Genomic DNA, 20,038 nt, shown 5'->3' with positions numbered 1-20,038 from the left:
AAGGGAGGTGCACGTTGACGATGGATGCTCCGCTGCGCGGCCTGCGCGTGCTCGATCTCACGCGTTTGCTGCCCGGTCCGCTCGCGACGTTGCGGCTTGCGGAACTGGGCGCCGATGTGCTGAAGATCGAAGAGCCAGGCGGCGGCGACCCGGCGCGCGCGATGATGCAAGCCCCGGCCGATCGCGCCAAGGGGATGCCAAGCGCCTTCTACCGCCATGTCAATCGCGGCAAGCGCGAGACGCGGCTCGACTTGAAGACCGAGACGGGCCGCACGGTCCTGCGCGCGCTCGTGCGCGAGGCTCACGTGCTCGTGGAAAGCTTTCGGCCCAGCGTGATGGAGCGGCTCGGGCTCGACTATGCGAATCTAGCCAAGATCAACCCCAAGCTCGTCTATTGCGCGATCACGGGCTACGGCGCGCAAGGCCCCTTCTCGCAACGGCCCGGCCACGACATCAACTACCTCGCGTACGCGGGCGTGCTCGACCAGATCGCCACACCGGACGGCGCCCCCGTCATCGCGAACATCCAGATCGCCGATTTGCTGGGCGGTGCACTGCCGGCAGTGACACGCATTCTCGCGGCGCTTTGGCACGTCTCGCAAGGTGGCGATGGCGCGTTCCTCGATGTCTCGATGACGCATTCGATCCACGCTCACAATATCGTCGCGCAGGCGACGCTCGAAAACGCCGAAGGCTCGGTGCCCGGGGCCGCCGATGCGCTAAGGACCGGGCATGGCCTCCTGAACGGGGGCGTGCCCTGTTACAACGTCTACCGGACGGCCGATGGGCGCTGGCTTGCGGTCGGGGCGCTGGAGTTGAAGTTTTGGGAGCGGTTCTGCCGCGCGCTGGGCCGCCCCGATTGGGCCGCTCGCCACTGGAGCCTGGGTCAGGTCATCGGCGGCCCAGACGCAATCGCCTTGACCCGAGAACTGGCCGAGCACATCGCGACGCATCGGCTCGCCACCTGGGTGGAACTGCTCGAGCCGCGCGACTGCTGTGTCTCGCCCGTGCTCACCGTCGAGGAGGCGCGCGATCACCTGCTGTTCCAACCGCAAGCGCCTACTCGAGCTCCTTGACTCGGTCGATCGCCTGCTCGATGCGTTCGACCGCAAGCACCTGCAACCCGTCGATGGGCTGCTTCGGCGCGTTGGCCTTCGGAATCAACGCTGCCGTGAAGCCGAGCTTGGCCGCTTCCTTCAAACGCTCCTGTCCGCGCGGCGACGGCCGGATTTCGCCGGCCAAACCGACTTCCCCGAACACGATCAGTCCCTTGGGCAACGGCTTATTGCGCATCGACGAATGAATCGCGAGCAACACGGCGAGATCGGCCGCGGGCTCGGCGATCTTCACGCCGCCAACCGCATTGAGGAACACGTCCTGATCGAAGCAGGCAATGCCCGCATGCCGATGCAATACGGCGAGCAACATTGCGAGCCGGTTCTGTTCGAGCCCGACGGCGAGCCGGCGCGGATTCGGCACGTGCGCGGTATCGACGAGCGCTTGAATCTCCACGAGCAACGGACGCGAGCCTTCCTGCGTGACGAGCACGCACGAGCCCGGGACGATCTGCTCGTGCTGCGACAAGAACAACGCCGACGGATTGGCAACGCCGCGCAGCCCGCGCTCGGTCATGGCGAACACGCCCAATTCGTTGACCGCGCCGAAGCGGTTCTTGAACGCGCGCACAAGCCGGAAAGACGAATGCGTATCGCCTTCGAAATACAACACCGTATCGACGATATGCTCGAGCACTCGCGGGCCCGCGAGACTGCCCTCTTTCGTCACATGCCCGACCATGACCACGGTCGTGCCCGATTGCTTGGCGATGCGCGTCAGTTGCGCGGCGCATTCGCGCACCTGCGCCACCGAGCCCGGCGCGGACGTGAGCGCATCGGAGTAGATCGTTTGGATCGAATCGACCACCGCGACGTCGGGCCGCTCCGCTTCGATCGCGGCTTGAATTTTTTCGAGTTGTATTTCGGCGAGCAGCTTCAAGTCCGTCGCGCGCGAGCCGGGCTCGAGCAACGCGAGGCGCTGCGCGCGCAAGCCGATCTGGGCGGCCGACTCCTCACCGCTGATGTAAAGGGCGCTGCGCTCGTCGGCAAGCGAGGCGAGCGACTGCAGCAGAAGCGTCGATTTGCCGATGCCCGGATCGCCGCCGATCAGCACCACGCCACCCGCAACGAAGCCGCCGCCCAATACGCGATCGAATTCGCCGATGCCTGTCGAAAAACGCGGCACGTCTGCCGCCTCGATATCGGCGAGCCGCTGCACGGGGGCGCTTTTCGCAAGCGATTGGAATCGATGGGCGCCAACGCTCGGCGCAACCGCTTCGACCAGGGTGTTCCAAGCGCTGCACGAGGGACACTGGCCTTGCCACTTCGGCGTTTGACCGCCGCACTCGGTACAGGTGTAAATCGTTTTTTGTTTCGCCACGCGCGGTCCTTCGCCGTTCTTGCTTTTGTAATCCGAAACCAGAGAGGAAGCGGACGAACGCGCCCCGCTACTCGGCCAACTTCTCAGCCAATCCTTCGGTCAACTACTCGGCCAAAACGGGCACGCGCTGTGCGACGGCGCACATGAGCTCGTAGCCGATCGTGCCGCAAGCTCGCGCGACGTCGTCGATGGGCAACTGCGCGCCCCACAGTTCGACGCGCGAGCCGACGTTCGCCGTCGGGCACGGGGTCAGATCGACCGTGAGCATATCCATCGATACGCGCCCTACGAGCCGCGTGCGCACGCCGTCGACGACGATCGGCGTGCCCTCGGGCGCGCATCGCAGGTAGCCGTCGGCATAGCCGCAAGCGACGACGCCGATGCGCATCGGCGCGGGCGCCTTAAACGCCGAGCCGTAGCCGACAGTCTGGCCCGTTGCCAGCGATTGCACGGCGATGAGTTCCGACGCGAGCGTCATCGCAGGCTGCAGTCCCACGCCGTCGATGGCGGCCGTCACGCCGGAGGGCGAAGCGCCATAAAGGATGATCCCGGGCCGCACCCAATCGAAATGCGCACCTGGGTGCCACAGTGTCGCGGCCGAATTGGACAGGCTGCGCGCCCCCGCGATGCCCTCGGCGCCGCGCTCGAACGCAGCGAGCTGGTGCTCGATTCCGCGTTCCCCATCGGCATCGGAAAAATGGGTCATGAGCACGATTTGCCCGATTCCCGGGCACGCGCGCGCCCGTTCCCACGCCGCGCGGAACTTCTCAGGCGTATAGCCGAGCCGGTTCATGCCGCTGTTCATCTTCAGCTGAATATTGACGGGCTTGGACAGCCGCGCCATTTCCAGCATGCGCAACTGCTCGTCGCTGTGCACGGTGGTGGTCAGGCTGTAGCGGTCGATGACGTCGATGTCGGTCGGCCGGAAAAAACCTTCGAGCAGAAGAATGGGACCGGCCCATCCCAATTCACGCAACTTGACGGCCTCTTCGAGGTCTAGCAAACCGAACCCGTCGGTTGCACGCAATCCCGGAAATGCGCGGGCGAGGCCATGGCCGTATGCATTGGCTTTGACGACAGCCCATACTTTCGAATTGGGCGCGTGGCGGCGGGCGCAAGCGAGATTGTTGGCTAGGGCTGCGGTATGAATGGTAGCGAGAAGCGGGCGCGGCATGGTGTTTTCGTATGAAGCACGAGGCAAATCGTGACGGGAGGGCGCGTTTTGCGGTGCACAATGGACGGTGCGCCGTTCGGGCGGCGCGCCGGCAGTCCGAAGCCACCTATTTTCGTGATATAAAGCCGTGCGCACAACCCATTTCGAACGGCCTAAGTCCTAACGCGTCAAACGCGCCCGGGGAGGACGCGCCGCAAAGGACCGCACCGCATCAGATGAAAAAAGGTTTTTACTCCATCATGGCCGCGCAGTTTTTCTCGTCGCTGGCCGATAGCGCCCTTCTGATCGCCGCCATTGCACTGCTGAAAGACCTCCATGCCCCGAACTGGATGACGCCGCTACTCAAGCTGTTCTTCGTCCTGTCATACGTGGTGCTCGCCGCGTTCGTCGGCGCTTTCGCCGATTCGCGCCCCAAGGGACGAGTCATGTTCGCAACCAACACGATCAAGATCCTCGGCTGCATCGTCATGCTCGTCGGCGCGCATCCGCTGGCTGCGTACGGCATCGTCGGCTTCGGGGCGGCGGCCTACTCGCCGGCCAAGTACGGCATCTTGACCGAGCTGTTGCCGCCCGAACGCTTGGTCGCGGCCAACGGCTGGATCGAAGGCACGACGGTCGCCTCGATCATTCTCGGCACGGTGCTGGGCGGCGCGCTGATCAGCCCGCACATCGCCGCGCACGTGCTCAAGCACCGCATGCCCTTCGTCGCCACGCCGGCCGAAGCCGCGATGGTCGTCATCATGGGAATCTATGTCGCCGCAGCGCTATTCAATTTGCGTATTCCCGATACCGGCGCGCGGTACCCGAGGCAACAGCATGGCCCGATCAGGCTCATCACCGATTTCGCCGATTGCTTCCTGACGCTCTGGCGCGACAAGCTCGGCCAGATCTCGCTTGCCGTCACCACGCTGTTCTGGGGCGCGGGCGCGACGCTGCAGTTCATCGTCTTGAAATGGGCCGAGGTGTCGCTCGGCATGTCGTTGTCCGAGGGCGCGATCTTGCAAGCGATCGTGGCTGTCGGGGTAGCCGGCGGCGCGATGTTCGCGGCCGCGCGCGTGCCGCTGAAGAAGTCGCTCACGGTGCTGCCAGTCGGCATCATGATGGGCATCGCCGTCATGCTGATGGCCTTCTACACGCGGCATCTCGTGCCCGCCAACTGGGGCTTTTACTTCGGGCGCCTGCACGTGCCGGGCTATCTCATCATCGCCTATTTGTTTCTGATGATCGTCGGCGCGCTCTCCGGTTATTTCGTCGTGCCGATGAACGCGCTGCTGCAGCACCGGGGGCACGTACTGCTCTCCGCCGGCCATTCGATCGCCGTGCAGAACTTCAACGAAAACCTCTCCGTGCTCATCATGCTGTGCCTGTACGCCGTCCTGGTATGGCTGGACGTGCCGGTATCGATCGTCATCGTTCTATTCGGCACATTCGTGTGCCTCATGATGTGGCTCGTCATGCGCCGCCATCAAGCCAATCAGCGCGCGTTCGATTCGGTCGCCCTGATCGGCGAGGTCAAGCATTGAGGTCACAGCCGCGTTCCAGCCGCCTGCCATGACTCGCACCATTGCCAATGCACTAACGATCGCCGGCTCCGATTCCGGCGGCGGGGCCGGAATTCAAGCCGACTTGAAGACGTTTTCGGCGCTCGGCGTGTACGGAGCGAGCGTGATCACCGCATTGACGGCACAGAACACTCATGGGGTGCGCAGCGTTCATGTACCCGAGCCCGGCTTCGTCGCCGCCCAGCTCGACGCCGTCTTCGACGACATCCGCATCGACGCCGTAAAAATCGGGATGCTCGCGAACGCCGGCATCGTGCGCGCGGTAGCCGAGGCCCTGCGCCGCTACCGTCCGCAGCGCGTGGTGCTCGACACCGTCATGCTGTCGAAGAACGGGCACGCCCTGCTCGCGGCAGACGCCGTCACCGCGCTGCGCGAAGAACTGCTGCCGTTGGCCGATCTCGTGACGCCCAATCTCGACGAGGCGGCCGCGCTCATCGGCGCGCCCGAGCGGGCTGGCGACGAAGCCACGATGCAACGGCATGGCGAAACGCTGCGCGCCATGGGGGCGAAGGCCGTGCTGATGAAAGGCGGGCATTTGGGCGGATCGCAAAGCCCCGATTGGCTCGTCGACGAGCGCGGCGCTCACAGGCTAGGCGGCGAGCGCATCGCCGTCAAACATACACATGGCACTGGCTGCACGCTATCGGCGGCCATTGCCGCGCTGAGCGCGCAGCGCCCCGATTGGCTCAGCGCCATCTCCGACGCGAAGGCCTATCTCGCCCAGGCATTGCGCGAAAGCGGACGCCTCGACGTCGGCAGCGGTATCGGGCCGCTGCATCATTTTCATCGATTCTGGTAGCCACCGCCGCGCGCCTTTTCAGCTTTGGATGGAGCCGGTGTGCTCGTCGCATCGTGCCGCGCCCGGCGCAAGCAATCCACCCGATCAGAGCAATCAGTGCGAGCGGCCGCTGGCCAACCCCGGCCATTCGTCCGGTACGAAGAACCCTCGGCTCGTCTCGCGCCAGGGTCCGGCCAGTTTCGACTCTCGTTCGAATGCAGCCACCATCGTGGGACCGGTGTGCGGGGCCAGCCGTTCGGCCAGTGCGGCTAGCGCCGACAATCCGGTCGCGGCGAGATCATCGTCCGACACCGCCGGCCGCGGGGCCAGCCATGCGAGACGCGGCAACACGGCCCATCGCGCGTCGGGACGAGCGGCACACAGTGCAGGCCATTGCCCACGCGTCACCCAAAAGCCCCGGTTGTGCGAAGGATCGACGGCCAGCGCAATGGGCGGCGAATCCGGCCAGCGATAGAACAGCCAACCTTTGACGAACATCTGCGGCCGCCAAGGCCCCGCGTGCCCCAGCGTCGCAAACTCCTCGCGAGAAGACAGCGGCAGTTGCCGCTCGAGCAAGTGCGCGAGTTTGAGGTCGAAGCGGTCTTGCAGATTCGGGCCGACATAATCGGACAAGCCGCCACCGTCGCCCGGCGCATGCAAATAGCATTTGACGGCCAACTCCCAGTGCAGCCTGCGGCCGCTCGCCGTCTCGACGAGGAAATCGCACTCGCCGATCGTGCGGCCCGCGATGCGCAGCGCGACGTTAGCGGCAACGAGGCGCGCCGCCGGGCCATGCTGCAAGAAATAAGCGAGCAAGCATTCGGCGTAGCGTCCCAGACGCACGACGCGCGCACCTGCAATCGCTTCGCGCAGTGGCCTTGGATCGCGCTCGAGCGCAAGCAGCCAATCGATCGTGGCCTGCATCTCGGCTACGCTTTCGAAAGGATTGGCAAGCTCGCCCGCGCTCGGCTGGGCGCGCAGTAGCGGTGTGCTCAACAGCAGCCAGGCCAAGTCGCGGACCAACGGATCGGACAACACGCGCAGCAACGCATCGAGCGCGGCGGCTGGGGCAGCGGCCGGCTCGAGCGTACTCATCGCGCCGCCCGTTGCTCGTCCAGGGCTTGCCGGTAGGTATCGCTCGCAAGGCACAAGTCGAGCCACGCTTTCGCCTTGTCCGGCAAACTGCGCAGCAAGTAGGCGGGGTGATAGGTCACGATGACCGGAACGTCTTCGTAACGATGCACTCGGCCCCGCAGCGACGAAATGCTCGCGTCGGTCTTGAGCAGATTCTGCGCGGCGACTCGGCCCAGCGCGACGATGAGCTTCGGTTTGACGAGCGCCACCTGCCGCTGCAAATACGGCTCGCAGCGCGCCACTTCGTCAGGCTCGGGGTTGCGGTTGCCCGGCGGCCTGCATTTGACGACGTTGGCGATATACACGTTCTCGCCGCGCGCGAGCGAAACCGCTCGCAACATGCTGTCGAGCAGCTTGCCCGCCTGGCCGACGAACGGCTCGCCCTGCTTGTCCTCGTTTTCGCCTGGCGCCTCGCCGATCAGCATCCAATCGGCTGCACGGTCTCCCACGCCGAACACGGTTCGGGTGCGCTTCTCGCAAAGCCGGCACTGCTCGCACGCCGAAACGCGCGCTTCGAGCGCGTCCCAATCGAGCATCGCAACGCCGCTTTCCACCCTAGGCATCGATACGGCACGCGCCGTCGCCTCGCCTTGCGGCACGCTTGCGGGCGGTGTCGCTTCGCCTTGCGGCGCACGGGCTGCCGGCGTCTCTTGCGCCAAGCTCGCCATAACTTGCGGCGGCGTGTCCTCGACCTGAGCGGCCCCCTGCTGCGGCGACGGCACGGACTCTCCCAAGGGCTCGCCCCGGCCGGCCGGCGCGCCCCGGCGCACCCAAAGGGTCGTCAGGCCCAGCGTGTCGAGCGCGGCTTCATCGAGCGCCATCGTTGCCCTCCTCAAATGTGTAGCGCATCACGAGCGCATCCTCGAGGCCATGCCGCCGTGCCGGGTAGTAGTTTTTGCGCCGGCCGATCGTGGTGAAGCCGAACCGTTCGTACAGCCGCAGTGCGCGCACGTTGGAAGGCCGAACCTCCAGCAAGAGCCCGCTCAACTGTTTGCTGCGGGTGATGCGCACGGCTTCTCGCAGCAGCGTGAGACCGGCGCCCGTCCCTTGCGCCTGCGGCGACACGCATAAGTTGAGCAGATGCATTTCATCGACGACGGGCATCAGCACGCAATAGCCCACGAGCGTGCCGGTCAGATGCCGCATGCAAACGCCGAAGTAGCCGTTGCGCAGCGAATCTTCGAAGTTGCCGCGCGACCAGGGGAAATCATAGGCTTCGCGTTCGACGGCGGCCACCTCGTCGAGATCGGCCTCCGTCATGGGCGACATATACCGGTCGGCGAGCAGCACCCCGCTCATCGCGCCTCCTGGCCGCCTCGCGCGGCGCGCTCGGCCATCCGTTCGGCCGTCGTCTGAGCAACCTTGTCACGCACATACTCAGGCGCGGCATTGTGGGCGGCCACCACGCGACCCGCGCCGTAAGCGCGCAACGCCGCGAACGCAAGCGGTCGCGCATCCGGCAACGCTTCGTGATCGACGAGTGCGGCCTGCCGGGAAAGCGCCAACCGTTCGCCGAAGGCGCGAGCGGCGTTGCCGGCGAGCGCGAACGGTTCATCGGGCGCCGCCAGCGACTCGGGCGCCGAAAGGGTGGGCGGCGTCAGCGTGCGCCACTCTGCGGCGGCGGCATCCCAGGCGTAGTCGGCCCAGTAGACTTCGTCCATGCGCGCGTCGAGCACCGCCAACACGCGCGCAATCGACGGCTCGCGCCGGCGCACGCTTTCGGCGCAGACGAGCAACGTGCTGATCGGAACGACGCTCACCCCGAGCCCGAAGGCAAGACCTTGCGCGACGCCCGTCGCCGTGCGCAAACCCGTGAACGACCCGGGTCCGGCGCCGAAGGCCACGGCGTTGCACTGCCCGAGCGTCAAGCCGGCTTCGTCGAACAATTCGCGCACGGCGGGCAACACGCGCGAACTGGAAAGCGGCCCGGTCCGCTCGTGGCGGAACCAAATGCGCGACGAAGCCGATTCGGCAGCAGCCGACGGCCCTTCGGCGCGAAGCAGCGCAACCGAGCAATATTCGGTCGATGTATCGAGAGCAAGCAGCACAGTGGATGTCATGGGCGCTATTGTAATGCGGGTAGCGCGGCGCTCCGACGCCCGCATGCGGCGCGTCGCACTAGCGCGGCGCGCGCCGTTTCGCCGCGCGCGTTTGGAAGCAGCGCTCGACCTTTTCGGCGGTGTCGCTTGCTATGATCGGCAGCCTTACCGTTTCCGCATGGGAGAGTTGTCATGAGCAATGTCGATACGCAGTTCGAGCAAGCCCAAGTCGACGTCAAAGCGTTGCCGGAGAAACCCGGCAATATGACCTTGCTGCGTCTGTATGCGCTCTTCAAGCAAGCCACCGAAGGCGACGTGCATGGCGATAAGCCCGGCTTCACGGACATCGTGGGCAAGTACAAGTACGACGCGTGGGCCTCGTTAAAAGGCACGGCGCAAGACGTGGCGAAGCAGCAATACGTCGAACTCGTGGAAGCGCTGAAGAACGGCACCGCCACCTAGAACCGGGGCGCCGGCGCGCCCCTTCGCGCTTGAGCCACGCCGTAGTGGCGCAGCGCAGCAAAACCTCGTATAATGGCGGCTTGCGCGTCACCTGCCGGTAACAAGCCGGGATGTAATGCGCTACCGTAGCGTTTTGCTCCAATCCAGTTTAGAACCTGTCCCCTTCCGCCTAGGCCCTTACAGGCCGTCTTATACCAGGCTGGCGGCGATGCCATAGCGGCGTCCCGTACCCGATACAGCTTCTAACGAAAAGCTCGCATCGATTCGCGAGCTGCCCCCGTTTTTCGATTTGCGCGCGTTCCTCTTGCATGCTGAATCCGACGACTTGGGTAATGCCGATTGGCGCCGACGTATCTTTGACGTCTTCTTAGGATTCTCATGACTTCGAGCTTTGAAACCAGCCCGTTGACCGCTATCGCCGATCGCGCTCTCGATCTGCCCGCCGATGCCGCTACCGCGATCGAGCCGGCCGTCGAAACGCCCTCCGGCCCGACCTTCGCCTCGCTAGGCCTGTCGCCCGAAATCCTTTCGGCGCTGACGGCAGCGGGCTATGCCGCACCCACGCCCGTGCAAGAGCGCGCCATTCCGGCCGCCATCGCGGGCCGCGATTTGCTCGTCTCGAGCCCCACGGGTTCGGGCAAAACCGCAGCCTTCATGCTGCCGGCGATCGAACGTTTCGCCCAAGTGCAAAAAAACCAAGCTGGGCAGCCGCGCGAAGCCGGCGGCGAGCGCCGCCCGCGCCGCGGCCCGCCCGTGGCGCAGCCGGGCTTGCTCGTGCTGACGCCCACGCGTGAGCTCGCCATGCAAGTCACGACGGCCGCATCGACCTACGGCAAGCATCTGCGTCGCTTGCGCACGGTCAGCATTCTTGGCGGCGTGGCCTATGGCCAGCAATTGACGTTGCTCGCCAAGAACCCGGAAATCCTCGTGGCAACGCCGGGCCGCCTGCTCGACCATCTCGAGCGCGGCCGCATCGACCTGTCGCAACTGCAAATGCTCGTGCTGGACGAAGCCGACCGCATGCTCGACATGGGCTTCATCGACGACATCGAGACGATCGTCGCCGCTACGCCCGCCTCGCGCCAAACGATGCTGTTCTCGGCCACGCTGGACGGCAAGATCGGTTCGCTGACGAGCCGCCTGCTGAAGGACCCCGAGCGCATCGAGATTGTTCAGCGGATGGAATCGCGCACGAACATCGCGCAGACGGTCCATTACGTCGACGACCGCGATCACAAAGATCGCTTGCTCGATCATCTGCTGCGCGATTCGGCGCTCGACCAGGCCATCGTGTTCACGGCCACGAAGAGCGATGCCGATCAGTTGGCGGGCCGCCTCGCCGACGCCGGCTTCTCTTCGGCCGCATTGCACGGCGACCTGCCGCAAGGCGCGCGCAACCGCACGGTCCGCGCGTTGCGCGAGCGCCGCGTGCGCGTGCTCGTGGCGACCGATGTCGCCGCTCGCGGTATCGACATCCCCGGCATCACGCACGTCTTCAACTACGACTTGCCGAAATTCGCCGAAGACTACGTGCACCGTATCGGCCGTACAGGCCGCGCCGGGCGCTCGGGCATCGCCGTGAGCCTCGTGCATCACGCCGAGCAAGGCGCGCTCAAACGGATCGAGCGCTTCGTGCGTACGCCGCTGGCGGTCAACGTCATCGAAGGCTTCGAGCCGCGCAAGGCGCCGCCTGCCCGAAGCGGCAACGGCAACGGCCGTGGCCGTCCGGGTGGCAATAACGGCGGCCGCCGTTTCGGCTCGAACGGCGCCTCGCGTGGCGCGAGCGCCGGCACCGGCGCCGGCGAAAAGCGCGGCGGCAGCGGTGGCTGGGGCGCCCGCAACTCGAATGGCCCGCGCGAGGGCTTCGGTGCTCGCGAGGGCTACCAAGGCCGCCGCAGCGACGGCCAGCGCGGCGCACGCCGTAGCGGCTGATACAGAGAGGCTCGCGCCGCCCATAGCAGGCGGAAGCTGAGTCGAGCGGACGAGAACCGGTGCGGAGTTAAACCCGCTCCGGTTTTTTTTCGCCTCGAGGTTTAGGCCTGTACCGGTGCCCGCACAAACCTTCGCGCCCCAATTTCACGATACGAAAAACCCTTTTGCGTCGTAAAAATCTGTGTTGCGTGGCACAACGCTGGTCGTTGCGGGATGGAAAATGTCATTTCGTATTGCGATATAAATTATGTAACTATTTGATTTTTCACAATTAAAAGATATATAAAAACATCAAATTCCCGATACCCTCCCGGCTTCACATTGCCTAGACTCTTATATAAGAGTTCGCGCCACAGAACGTCGCGACAAACGAGATCGCTGTCTTCTCTCTTTCAGGCAACAAGGAGCCACACCATGTCACGGCAACAACAAGCACAGCAACTTCAGCAGCAATGGGAAACCGATCCGCGCTGGAAAGGCATCAAGCGCGGTTATACGGCCGAAGACGTCGTCCGTCTGCGCGGCTCGTTGCAGCCGGAGCATACGATCGCCAAGGAAGGCGCCCAAAAGCTCTGGAATCTGGTGAACACCGAGCCGTTCGTCAACGCCCTGGGCGCGCTGACGGGCAATCAAGCGATGCAACAAGTGAAAGCCGGCCTGAAGGCGATCTACCTCTCCGGCTGGCAGGTGGCGGGCGACGCCAATGTCGCGGGCGAAATGTACCCCGACCAATCGCTGTATCCGGCCAATTCGGTGCCGCTCGTCGTCAAGCGCATCAACAACACGCTCACGCGCGCCGATCAAATCCAATGGTCGGAAGGCAAGAACCCTGGCGAGGAAGGCTATGTGGACTTCTTCGCCCCCATCGTCGCGGACGCCGAAGCCGGTTTCGGCGGTGTGCTCAACGCGTTCGAACTGATGAAGGCGATGATCGAGGCAGGCGCCTCGGGCGTTCACTTCGAAGACCAGCTCGCATCGGTGAAGAAGTGCGGCCACATGGGCGGCAAAGTGCTGGTGCCGACCCGCGAGAACGTCGCCAAGCTGACGGCAGCGCGTCTGGCAGCCGACGTCTGCGGCGTGCCGACGGTGCTGATCGCTCGCACGGATGCCGAAGCGGCCGACCTGATCACCTCGGACGTCGACGAGAACGATCGCCCGTTCCTGACCGGCGAGCGCACGGTCGAAGGCTTCTTCCGCACGAAGCCGGGTCTCGAGCAAGCGATCTCGCGCGGCCTCGCCTACGCGCCGTACGCCGACATGATCTGGTGCGAGACGGGCAAGCCCGATCTCGAATACGCGAAGAAGTTCGCCGAAGCCATCCACAAGCAATTCCCCGGCAAGCTGCTCTCGTACAACTGCTCTCCGTCCTTCAACTGGAAGAAGAACCTCGATGATGCGACGATCGCGAAGTTCCAGAAGGAACTGGGCGCGATGGGCTACAAGTTCCAGTTCATCACGCTGGCGGGTTTCCACGCACTCAACTACTCGATGTTCAACCTCGCCCATGGCTATGCGCGCTCGCAGATGAGTGCGTTCGTCGAACTGCAGCAAGCCGAGTTCGCGGCCGCCGAGAAGGGCTTCACGGCCGTGAAGCACCAGCGCGAAGTCGGCACCGGCTACTTCGATGCCGTCACTCAGACGGTGGAGCGCGATGCCTCGACGACTGCCCTGCACGGCTCGACCGAAGACGAACAGTTCTTCGACAAGAAGGTCGCGTAAGCAATAGAACCAGCACAGGGGACCAGGGAGGGACGCGGGCCCCGCATGCGCGATGCATGCGGGGCCTGACGTTTAAACCCAGTGCGCCGCAAACGCCTTCGATCGAACGCGCCGAATCAGCGGTAGACGATCACGGGAATCTTGGTATGGGTGAGCACGCGCTGCGTCTCGCTGCCGATGAGTAAGCTGCCAAGCCCTTTGCGGCCGTGCGAGGCCATGAAAATGACGTCGCATCCGCCGCTCTCGGCCGCCTCGATGATGCCCAGATACGCGGAAGGATGGACGCTCGTTTGGCTGCTGCAGGGTACGCCCGCGAGACGCGCAGCCGCTTCGATTTCGTCGAGATGCTCGCGCGCTTCGCGTTCGCTGCGCGCTAGAAAATCGGCGGGCTGCTCGACGACGACTTCCGAAAACGGCGAATACGGGTACTGCGGCAAGCATGCATAGGCCGTGATACGCGCACCGACCGTGCGCGCGAGATCGATCGCCCCGTCGATCGCTTTCTTGGAGAGATCCGAACCGTCAGTTGGGACCAGGATGTGCTTGAACATGGCGCCTGCCTCGTCGATGGATGTTCGCCGCTGGGCAATGGCTAAGCGGCCTCGCTGCGCGAGCGCTGCCCTGATCGATTGTAGTGCGGCGTTGGCCTACCGATGGCGGCGCCTCGGGTGAGTCCGCATATCGGAAACCCGCCCGCACGGTCGCCGCCTCAGTGACGATCGGTCGTTATTGCCAGTAGCCGGGACGCTCATAGGTATGCTTGAGGAAATCGAGAAACAGCCGCACCCGCAACGGCAGATGCCGCCGTTGCGGAAACACCGCATGAATTCCGATCGGCGGTGCGGCGAAGGCGTCGAGCACGGTCACGAGGCGGCCCGCCGCAATGTCCTCCCCCGCCTCCCAGGACGAGCGCCATGCCAGGCCATGGCCCGCCAAGCACCAGTCATGCAGCACGGCGCCATCGGAACATTCCAGCGTGCCCGAGACTTTGATCGACACGATCTTGCCCTCTTGCTGGAAAGTCCAGCCGCGTTGCTGGTTGACCCCGGCTGCGAGCGCCAGGCAGTTGTGATGAGCGAGATCGGCCAGCGTGCGTGGGGTCCCGCGATGGGTGAGGTAAGCCGGCGCGGCGACGCACACGCGGCGATTCTCGCCGAGCCGCAGGGACACGAGCGAGGAATCGGGCAATTCGCCGAAACGCACGGCGCAGTCGAAGCCTTCGTTGACGAGATCGACCATGCGGTCGGACAAATCGAGCGCCACGGATACCTCGGGATGCGCCGACGCGAATGCCGGAATCAAGGGCGCGACGTGCTTACGGCCAAAACCGGCCGGCGCCGACACGCGCACATGGCCGCTCGCCTTGACGCCGCCCGCCGAGACGCTGGCTTCGGCGTTCTGCATGTCGTTGACGATCCGCTGGCAATCCTCCAGGAACGCAGAGCCTTCGAACGTCAGCGAGAGTTTGCGCGTCGTGCGCACCAGCAACTTCACACCAAGCCGCTCTTCGAGCGCGTCCAACCGCCGGCCGATCACGGCCGGGGCCACGCCTTCGGCCTGAGCCGCGGCCGACAGGCTGCCCTTTGCCGCCACGGCAACGAACGTTTCGATTTGCTTGAAGCGCGACACGACGAGATACCCCTTCGCCAAAGACCGATCGGCCGATTATGCACTAAAAAGTCACAGATAAAGTGACTCCAAGCCTATTTTTCAATCTATCAAGTCACAAATAGAATTCGTTCCAGACCTGAATCACGCGAGAAAACCGGGAGCCTAGGCCATGTCGACTTCGCCACGACGTCTGCCCCAAGCGGTGCTGTTCGACGCGTACGGCACTCTCTTCGACGTCCACTCGGTGGTGGCCGCAGCCGAGCAGTTGTTTCCCGGGCGAGGCGACGCGCTGTCGCAGTTGTGGCGCCTGAAGCAAATCGAATACTCGCAGTTGCGCACCCTGGCCGATCCGGGCGGCGCTCACTACAAACCGTTCTGGGACATCACGCTCGACGCACTGCGCTATGCGGCGCGGCGCTTGCAGTTGCCGCTCGACGGCGCCGGCGAGAAACGCCTCATGGATCAGTACGCGTGCCTATCGGCCTTTCCCGATTCGGCGCCCGCATTGCGCGCCCTTCGCGCGCTGCACACCTGCACGGACGCAGCCGACGGCCACAGCCCGAGCCTTGGCATTCTTTCGAACGGCAACCCGGAAATGCTCGAGGTCGCAGTGAAGAGCGCGGGTATTGCCGATCTGTTCGATCACGTGTTGTCGGTGGATGCGGTCCGCGCCTATAAGCCGGCGCCGGCCGCTTATGCGCTCGGCACGCGCGCCGTCGGCGCCAACGCGCGAGAGATCGTTTTCGTCTCGTCGAACGGCTGGGATGTGGCCGGCGCGGGATGGTTCGGCTACACCACTTTCTGGATCAATCGCGCCGGAGCGCCCCTCGAGGAACTCCAAACGAAGCCGCACGGCACCGGCCGCGCAATGTCCGACCTCGTTGCCTTCGTGCAGGCGCTCGCGCCGCCCGAAAAGGATTGAAGCGGGCGGCATGGCGCGCCACAGCCCGGTGCGCCATGCCGCCCGCTTGTATTTTTGCCATCTGACCGACCAAAGGAGATATTCCATGGCGAACACCTTGTCGTTGCCGCAAGGCATGCAAATCACCGGCGCAATCGAAGCGGGCTTCGAAACCATCCTGACGCCCGAAGCGCTCGCCCTCGTCGCCAACCTGCACCGCGCGTTCGAAGCGCGTCGACGTGAACTGCTGCAAGCGCGTGCGCAGCGCACGCAGCGGCTAGATGCCGGCGAGCGCCCGGATTTCCTTGCGCAAACGAAGGCGGTCCGCGATGGCGATTGGACGATCGCGCCGCTGCCGAAAGACCTCGAATGCCGCCGCGTCGAGATCACGGGGCCCGTCGAGCGCAAGATGATCATCAACGCCTTGAACTCGGGCGCCGATTCCTACATGACCGACTTCGAGGATTCGAATACCCCCAATTGGCACAATCAGATCACGGGGCAATTGAATCTGAAGGATGCGGTGCGCCGCACGATCTCGCTCGAACAGAACGGCAAGACCTACACGCTGAACGAGAAGACGGCCACGCTCGTGGTGCGCCCGCGCGGCTGGCACCTCGACGAGAAGCATGTCACCGTGGACGGCCAGCGCGTCTCGGGCGGCATCTTCGATTTCGCGCTCTACCTGTTCCACAACGCCCGTGAACTGCTCGCACGCGGCAGCGGCCCCTACTTCTATCTGCCGAAGATGGAAAGCCACCTCGAAGCGCGCCTGTGGAACGATATTTTCATCGCCGCCCAGGAAGCGATTGGTCTGCCGCGCGGCACGATTCGCGCGACCGTGCTGATCGAGACGATCCTCGCGGCGTTCGAAATGGACGAGATCCTGTACGAGTTGCGCGAGCACAGCGCGGGGCTGAACGCCGGGCGCTGGGATTACATCTTCTCGGCAATCAAGAAGTTCAAGAACGACAAGGATTTCTGCCTGGCCGATCGCGCGCAAATCACCATGACGGTGCCGTTCATGCGCGCTTATGCGTTGCAATTGCTCAGGACGTGCCACAAGCGCCGCGCGCCCGCGATCGGCGGGATGAGCGCGCTGATTCCGATCAAGAGCGATGCCGCCGCGAACGAGAAGGCCATGGCCGGCGTGCGCGCGGACAAGAAGCGCGATGCGACAGACGGCTACGACGGCGGCTGGGTCGCGCATCCGGGGCTCGTGCCGGTTGCGATGGAAGAGTTCGTCAGCGTGCTCGGCGACAGGCCCAATCAGATCGACAAGCAACGCGACGACGTGCAAGTGACGGCCACCGATTTGCTCGACTTCCGCCCCGAAACGCCGATCACGGAAACGGGCTTGCGCAACAACATCAACGTCGGGATTCACTATCTCGGCTCATGGCTCGCAGGCAACGGCTGCGTGCCGATCCAGAACCTGATGGAGGACGCGGCGACGGCCGAAATCTCGCGCTCGCAAGTCTGGCAATGGATCCGCTCGCCGAAGGGCAAGCTCGAGGACGGCCGCAAAGTCACCGCCGAACTCGTGCGCGGCCTGATTGCCGAAGAACTGCCGAAAATCAAAGGGTCCGTCGGTGGCGATACGCAGTCCTACGATCGCGCCGCGACGATCTTCGAGCAAATGTCGACGTCGGAAACGTTCACCGAATTCCTGACGTTGCCGCTTTACGAGCAGGTGTAAACGTCAGCGATACCGACAGCATGCGGCGGCGGCGTTCGGGCGCCGTCGCATGACAGCGCCGCGCATAGGGAATTCGGCGGCCGCTCAGCTACCGTACACGAGCGAGCTGACCGCGTCGCGCGCCAAGCGATATGCGATCCAATCGCCGGCCTCGATGCGGATGCGTCCCTGGACCGATGGCTCGTCGACAGGGTAAAAGAAGCACGGCAGCAGCCGCCCCGCAACCGGAACGTCGATCGCACGCGATTTGAACAGGCTGTCCACGCCAGGCTGCACGCCTTCGATGCGATCGAGCACGGGCACGAGCGCGTCTTCGATCTCGTAGACGTCGCCGCTCACCGGTCCCGCCGTCTCGTCGGGCACGAGTCCCGGATAGTCCCCAAAATCGTACAACCGCCCGGAGACGACCGACCTGCCGATGAGCCGCGGCGCCGCAATCTCATGGCGCGCGGCCGCTTGCCAGATATCGTTGATCTCACCCGCTCGCAGCGTCCCGTACACGAATACGTATCGCATGTGCCCTCGCCCCCATTTTTGTTCGTGGTGACTCGCATCGCAGGCTGTGGCTGATTCGGCTTGTGGACTTCGCCCGCGCTCGGCTCGTGCATTATGCATCTCGAATCAAACGACGCACATACAATACGGAGCATCCGATCCACGCTTGCCATCCCGATAGGCGTTGTCTTTCATTCCGCCAACGGGTTTTCGCTATGAGCACGAACGAGCCCACGCCGCGCCCACCAAGCGCCCGCGTCCGCCTCATCGACATCCCGCCGGAGTTCGCTCCCACGCCCGCCCACCCGATCCGTGTGCGGGCGCGCCCGATGCCGGCTGGCGAGCGCATCGCCCTGCATATGCACGCCTGGGCGCAACTCGCCTATGCCTCGCGCGGCGTGCTTCGCGTGGGCGTCGCAAGCAGCACTTGGATGGTCCCGCCCTCGCGCGCCATTTGGGTGCCGCCGCATGTGCCGCACGAAGTCGTCATCCTCGAGGATGCCTATTTGCGCACGCTCTACATCGAGGAGTCGGTCGTGCCGCCGGGGCTCGATGCCTGCCGCGTGGTGGAGATGTCGGGCTTGCTGCGCGAGGTCATCGCGGCGCTTGACGTCGACGGCCTAGGCGCGCCGCGCGAACGGCTGCTCGGCGCGTTGGCGCTCGACGAGATCACGCGCTCGGAACCCCTGCCGCTGTCCGTGCCCATGCCGAAGGAAAAGCGGCTGCGCGCGTTGTGCGAAGCGCTGCTGGCCGATCCGGGCAACACGGACTCGCTGGAGTATTGGGCCGCGACTGTCGGCGCGAGCACACGCACGATCGCCCGGCTCTTTCGTCAAGAACTCGGCATGAGCTTTTCGCAGTGGCGCCAGCAGGCGGTGCTCGCCCGCGCCATACCGCTGCTCACACGCGGCCGCGCACTGTCGCAGATCGCCCACGAGCTCGGCTATCAAAGCCAGAGCGCGTTTTCGGCCATGTTCCGCCGCGCATTTGGCGAAAGCCCGCGCGCGTTCATGATGCGCGATGCGGAATCCGCCCCCGAACGAGGCGGCGACGACGATTTCGACGGGCTCACCGTGCCGTCGCCTGCCGTTTGATCGAAGGCAGGTGGCAGGCCGCGCCGCTTATCGCCGGCACGTCATGCCGATCGGGGCCGTGACGTCAGACGCGCCGCGTCATGTGGCGAATCGCGCCCAATTGCGCGAGGCGTGGGCCCGCGAGCCGGTACCCCATGCGCAGGTAAAGACGAGCCGCCGGGTTGTCGACGAACACACGCAGTTGCAACTCGCGCAATCCGCGCTCTCGCGCCCAACGGTGGGACATCTCGAGCAAAAAGGTACCCGCACCCCGGCCTCGGTGGTCGGGCGCGATTTGCACGTCGCGGATATGCAACGAATCGCCCTCTTCGGTCAGCCGCAGCAAACCGATCGGCTCATTGTCGACTTCGAGGATGAAGTTTTCCGATTCCTGCCAACTGGCTAGGAACAAATCCGCTCGCCAAGCCAGCCGATGCCGCTCGTAATACCGGCCCATGTTCGCATGCGTAAGCGCTTCGGCAAAAGCGAAGTCGCTCGGCGATGCCTGACGAAGATGAAACGGCGATGGCGCGTAAGCGGTCGGCGCGTCGGTCGGATCGAACATCGTAGCGGGAACGAGAGAAATCGGAACCACAGTAAGGCAGCGCGGCCCGAGTTGCAATGCCCAATTGCCCGGCGTAGTACGAACGACCGGCGGGGATATCCACCCACCAGCGACAAACGGGCCATGCCGCGAGCCACAAAAAAAATCCGCCCGAACCATCGTTCGGGCGGACGCTTATTTGGCGGAGTGGACGGGACTCGAACCCGCGACCCCCGGCGTGACAGGCCGGTATTCTAACCAACTGAACTACCACTCCCAATGCTGCTCAGCCTGCCTGCGAACGTCGGTCTCGACTCGCAAGCTGCTTCGCTTCAACGGAGAAACGAAGCCGATGTGCTGGCGTCCCCTAGGGGATTCGAACCCCTGTACTCACCGTGAAAGGGTGATGTCCTAGGCCTCTAGACGAAGGGGACAATGTACTGCTTACACTTTTATTAAAAAAGCCCGTTCAAGCGATA

19 protein-coding genes and 2 tRNA genes are annotated in these 20,038 nt (G+C 64.5%); 9 read left to right on the top strand and 12 right to left on the bottom strand.

What is annotated here, in order from left to right; genetic code table 11:
- Nucleotides 1–20 precede the first annotated feature (20 nt).
- Nucleotides 21–1,076, top strand: coding sequence for a CaiB/BaiF CoA-transferase family protein (locus MMB74_RS07535; RefSeq protein ID WP_277428193.1), 1,056 nt, complete (start codon nucleotides 21–23; stop codon nucleotides 1,074–1,076).
- On the opposite strand, the gene radA is transcribed toward MMB74_RS07535, so the two are convergent.
- Together radA and alr are read right to left on the bottom strand one after the other, a co-directional pair.
- Entirely contained in the window at nucleotides 1,060–2,436 is a 1,377-nt protein-coding gene (radA, locus tag MMB74_RS07530) for a DNA repair protein RadA (RefSeq protein ID WP_277427978.1), read from the bottom strand. The genes MMB74_RS07535 and radA overlap by 17 nt on opposite strands.
- Before the next feature lie 103 nt (nucleotides 2,437–2,539).
- Entirely contained in the window at nucleotides 2,540–3,610 is a 1,071-nt protein-coding gene (gene alr / locus MMB74_RS07525) for an alanine racemase (protein WP_277427977.1), read from the bottom strand.
- Between the two features lie 215 nt (nucleotides 3,611–3,825).
- Between alr and lplT the strand changes: the two genes are divergently transcribed.
- Nucleotides 3,826–5,133, top strand: coding sequence for a lysophospholipid transporter LplT (gene lplT / locus MMB74_RS07520; protein WP_277427976.1), 1,308 nt, complete (start codon nucleotides 3,826–3,828; stop codon nucleotides 5,131–5,133).
- A gap of 28 nt (nucleotides 5,134–5,161) precedes the next feature.
- Nucleotides 5,162–5,971 (top strand): bifunctional hydroxymethylpyrimidine kinase/phosphomethylpyrimidine kinase, encoded by an 810-nt coding sequence (gene thiD, locus MMB74_RS07515; RefSeq protein WP_277427975.1) that lies wholly within the window; start codon nucleotides 5,162–5,164, stop codon nucleotides 5,969–5,971.
- A gap of 93 nt (nucleotides 5,972–6,064) precedes the next feature.
- On the opposite strand, the gene MMB74_RS07510 is transcribed toward thiD, so the two are convergent.
- Genes MMB74_RS07510 through tsaB form a run of 4 tightly spaced genes read right to left on the bottom strand, consistent with a single transcriptional unit; the run spans nucleotide 6,065 to nucleotide 9,144 of the window.
- Complete coding sequence (locus tag MMB74_RS07510; protein ID WP_277427974.1) at nucleotides 6,065–7,045, bottom strand: DUF1853 family protein; 981 nt, start codon at nucleotides 7,043–7,045, stop codon at nucleotides 6,065–6,067.
- The gene (locus MMB74_RS07505) at nucleotides 7,042–7,905 is read right to left on the bottom strand and encodes a uracil-DNA glycosylase (protein WP_277427973.1); all 864 of its coding nucleotides are present in this window, start codon (nucleotides 7,903–7,905) and stop codon (nucleotides 7,042–7,044) included. The genes MMB74_RS07510 and MMB74_RS07505 overlap by 4 nt, the downstream gene beginning before the upstream one ends.
- On the bottom strand, nucleotides 7,892–8,383 hold the full coding sequence (gene rimI / locus MMB74_RS07500) for a ribosomal protein S18-alanine N-acetyltransferase (protein ID WP_277427972.1): 492 nt from the start codon (nucleotides 8,381–8,383) through the stop codon (nucleotides 7,892–7,894). Before rimI ends, MMB74_RS07505 begins: the two co-directional genes overlap by 14 nt.
- Nucleotides 8,380–9,144: a tRNA (adenosine(37)-N6)-threonylcarbamoyltransferase complex dimerization subunit type 1 TsaB gene (gene tsaB, locus MMB74_RS07495; protein ID WP_277427971.1), complete on the bottom strand. Its 765-nt coding sequence runs from the start codon at nucleotides 9,142–9,144 to the stop codon at nucleotides 8,380–8,382. The genes rimI and tsaB overlap by 4 nt, the downstream gene beginning before the upstream one ends.
- Nucleotides 9,145–9,315: 171 nt before the next feature.
- On the opposite strand from tsaB, the gene MMB74_RS07490 reads away from it, so the two are divergent.
- The 3 genes from MMB74_RS07490 to aceA all read left to right on the top strand — a co-directional run bounded on the left by MMB74_RS07490 (nucleotide 9,316) and on the right by aceA (nucleotide 13,236).
- On the top strand, nucleotides 9,316–9,585 hold the full coding sequence (locus MMB74_RS07490; RefSeq protein ID WP_277427970.1) for an acyl-CoA-binding protein: 270 nt from the start codon (nucleotides 9,316–9,318) through the stop codon (nucleotides 9,583–9,585).
- A 378-nt stretch (nucleotides 9,586–9,963) separates the two neighbouring features.
- The gene (locus MMB74_RS07485) at nucleotides 9,964–11,517 is read left to right on the top strand and encodes a DEAD/DEAH box helicase (RefSeq protein WP_277427969.1); all 1,554 of its coding nucleotides are present in this window, start codon (nucleotides 9,964–9,966) and stop codon (nucleotides 11,515–11,517) included.
- Nucleotides 11,518–11,931: 414 nt separating this feature from the next.
- Nucleotides 11,932–13,236, top strand: coding sequence for an isocitrate lyase (gene aceA / locus MMB74_RS07480; protein WP_277427968.1), 1,305 nt, complete (start codon nucleotides 11,932–11,934; stop codon nucleotides 13,234–13,236).
- A gap of 116 nt (nucleotides 13,237–13,352) precedes the next feature.
- On the opposite strand, the gene MMB74_RS07475 is transcribed toward aceA, so the two are convergent.
- Together MMB74_RS07475 and MMB74_RS07470 are read right to left on the bottom strand one after the other, a co-directional pair.
- A complete protein-coding gene (locus tag MMB74_RS07475) occupies nucleotides 13,353–13,787 on the bottom strand; it encodes a universal stress protein (protein WP_277427967.1) in 435 nt (144 codons plus the stop codon).
- Nucleotides 13,788–13,962: 175 nt separating this feature from the next.
- Nucleotides 13,963–14,865 (bottom strand): LysR family transcriptional regulator, encoded by a 903-nt coding sequence (locus tag MMB74_RS07470; RefSeq protein ID WP_277427966.1) that lies wholly within the window; start codon nucleotides 14,863–14,865, stop codon nucleotides 13,963–13,965.
- A 151-nt stretch (nucleotides 14,866–15,016) separates the two neighbouring features.
- Here MMB74_RS07470 and MMB74_RS07465 point away from each other — a divergent pair, with 151 nt between their 5' ends.
- The gene (locus tag MMB74_RS07465; protein ID WP_277427965.1) at nucleotides 15,017–15,769 is read left to right on the top strand and encodes a haloacid dehalogenase type II; all 753 of its coding nucleotides are present in this window, start codon (nucleotides 15,017–15,019) and stop codon (nucleotides 15,767–15,769) included.
- 85 nt (nucleotides 15,770–15,854) lie between these two features.
- Nucleotides 15,855–17,447, top strand: a complete 1,593-nt coding sequence (gene aceB, locus MMB74_RS07460; RefSeq protein WP_277427964.1) for a malate synthase A — start codon at nucleotides 15,855–15,857, stop codon at nucleotides 17,445–17,447.
- 84 nt (nucleotides 17,448–17,531) lie between these two features.
- Here the strand turns inward: aceB and MMB74_RS07455 are convergent, their stop codons facing one another.
- On the bottom strand, nucleotides 17,532–17,963 hold the full coding sequence (locus MMB74_RS07455) for a gamma-glutamylcyclotransferase family protein (protein WP_277427963.1): 432 nt from the start codon (nucleotides 17,961–17,963) through the stop codon (nucleotides 17,532–17,534).
- A 194-nt stretch (nucleotides 17,964–18,157) separates the two neighbouring features.
- Here MMB74_RS07455 and MMB74_RS07450 point away from each other — a divergent pair, with 194 nt between their 5' ends.
- Complete coding sequence (locus tag MMB74_RS07450) at nucleotides 18,158–19,036, top strand: helix-turn-helix transcriptional regulator (protein WP_277427962.1); 879 nt, start codon at nucleotides 18,158–18,160, stop codon at nucleotides 19,034–19,036.
- A gap of 64 nt (nucleotides 19,037–19,100) precedes the next feature.
- Here the strand turns inward: MMB74_RS07450 and MMB74_RS07445 are convergent, their stop codons facing one another.
- From MMB74_RS07445 to MMB74_RS07435, 3 genes are all read right to left on the bottom strand, one after another.
- Nucleotides 19,101–19,580, bottom strand: a complete 480-nt coding sequence (locus MMB74_RS07445; RefSeq protein ID WP_277427961.1) for a GNAT family N-acetyltransferase — start codon at nucleotides 19,578–19,580, stop codon at nucleotides 19,101–19,103.
- A 179-nt stretch (nucleotides 19,581–19,759) separates the two neighbouring features.
- Nucleotides 19,760–19,836 (bottom strand) — tRNA-Asp (locus MMB74_RS07440).
- A gap of 81 nt (nucleotides 19,837–19,917) precedes the next feature.
- Nucleotides 19,918–19,993, bottom strand: a tRNA-Glu gene (locus tag MMB74_RS07435).
- Nucleotides 19,994–20,038 lie beyond the last annotated feature (45 nt).

Origin of the sequence: Trinickia sp. Y13 (assembly GCF_029522115.1) — a bacterium.
GTDB lineage: Bacteria > Pseudomonadota > Gammaproteobacteria > Burkholderiales > Burkholderiaceae > Trinickia.
Note: the sequence above shows the minus strand (reverse complement) of the source record. Positions and strands in the feature narration are given on the sequence as shown.

Coding starts and splice junctions, on each gene's coding strand:
- MMB74_RS07535 (WP_277428193.1), top strand. CDS start 21: ATGGATGCTCCGCTGCGCGGCCTGCGCGTGCTCGATCTCACGCGTTTG.
- alr (WP_277427977.1), bottom strand. CDS start 3,610: ATGCCGCGCCCGCTTCTCGCTACCATTCATACCGCAGCCCTAGCCAAC.
- lplT (WP_277427976.1), top strand. CDS start 3,826: ATGAAAAAAGGTTTTTACTCCATCATGGCCGCGCAGTTTTTCTCGTCG.
- thiD (WP_277427975.1), top strand. CDS start 5,162: ATGACTCGCACCATTGCCAATGCACTAACGATCGCCGGCTCCGATTCC.
- MMB74_RS07510 (WP_277427974.1), bottom strand. CDS start 7,045: ATGAGTACGCTCGAGCCGGCCGCTGCCCCAGCCGCCGCGCTCGATGCG.
- MMB74_RS07505 (WP_277427973.1), bottom strand. CDS start 7,905: ATGGCGCTCGATGAAGCCGCGCTCGACACGCTGGGCCTGACGACCCTT.
- rimI (WP_277427972.1), bottom strand. CDS start 8,383: ATGAGCGGGGTGCTGCTCGCCGACCGGTATATGTCGCCCATGACGGAG.
- tsaB (WP_277427971.1), bottom strand. CDS start 9,144: ATGACATCCACTGTGCTGCTTGCTCTCGATACATCGACCGAATATTGC.
- MMB74_RS07490 (WP_277427970.1), top strand. CDS start 9,316: ATGAGCAATGTCGATACGCAGTTCGAGCAAGCCCAAGTCGACGTCAAA.
- MMB74_RS07485 (WP_277427969.1), top strand. CDS start 9,964: ATGACTTCGAGCTTTGAAACCAGCCCGTTGACCGCTATCGCCGATCGC.
- aceA (WP_277427968.1), top strand. CDS start 11,932: ATGTCACGGCAACAACAAGCACAGCAACTTCAGCAGCAATGGGAAACC.
- MMB74_RS07475 (WP_277427967.1), bottom strand. CDS start 13,787: ATGTTCAAGCACATCCTGGTCCCAACTGACGGTTCGGATCTCTCCAAG.
- MMB74_RS07465 (WP_277427965.1), top strand. CDS start 15,017: ATGTCGACTTCGCCACGACGTCTGCCCCAAGCGGTGCTGTTCGACGCG.
- aceB (WP_277427964.1), top strand. CDS start 15,855: ATGGCGAACACCTTGTCGTTGCCGCAAGGCATGCAAATCACCGGCGCA.
- MMB74_RS07455 (WP_277427963.1), bottom strand. CDS start 17,963: ATGCGATACGTATTCGTGTACGGGACGCTGCGAGCGGGTGAGATCAAC.
- MMB74_RS07450 (WP_277427962.1), top strand. CDS start 18,158: ATGAGCACGAACGAGCCCACGCCGCGCCCACCAAGCGCCCGCGTCCGC.
- MMB74_RS07445 (WP_277427961.1), bottom strand. CDS start 19,580: ATGTTCGATCCGACCGACGCGCCGACCGCTTACGCGCCATCGCCGTTT.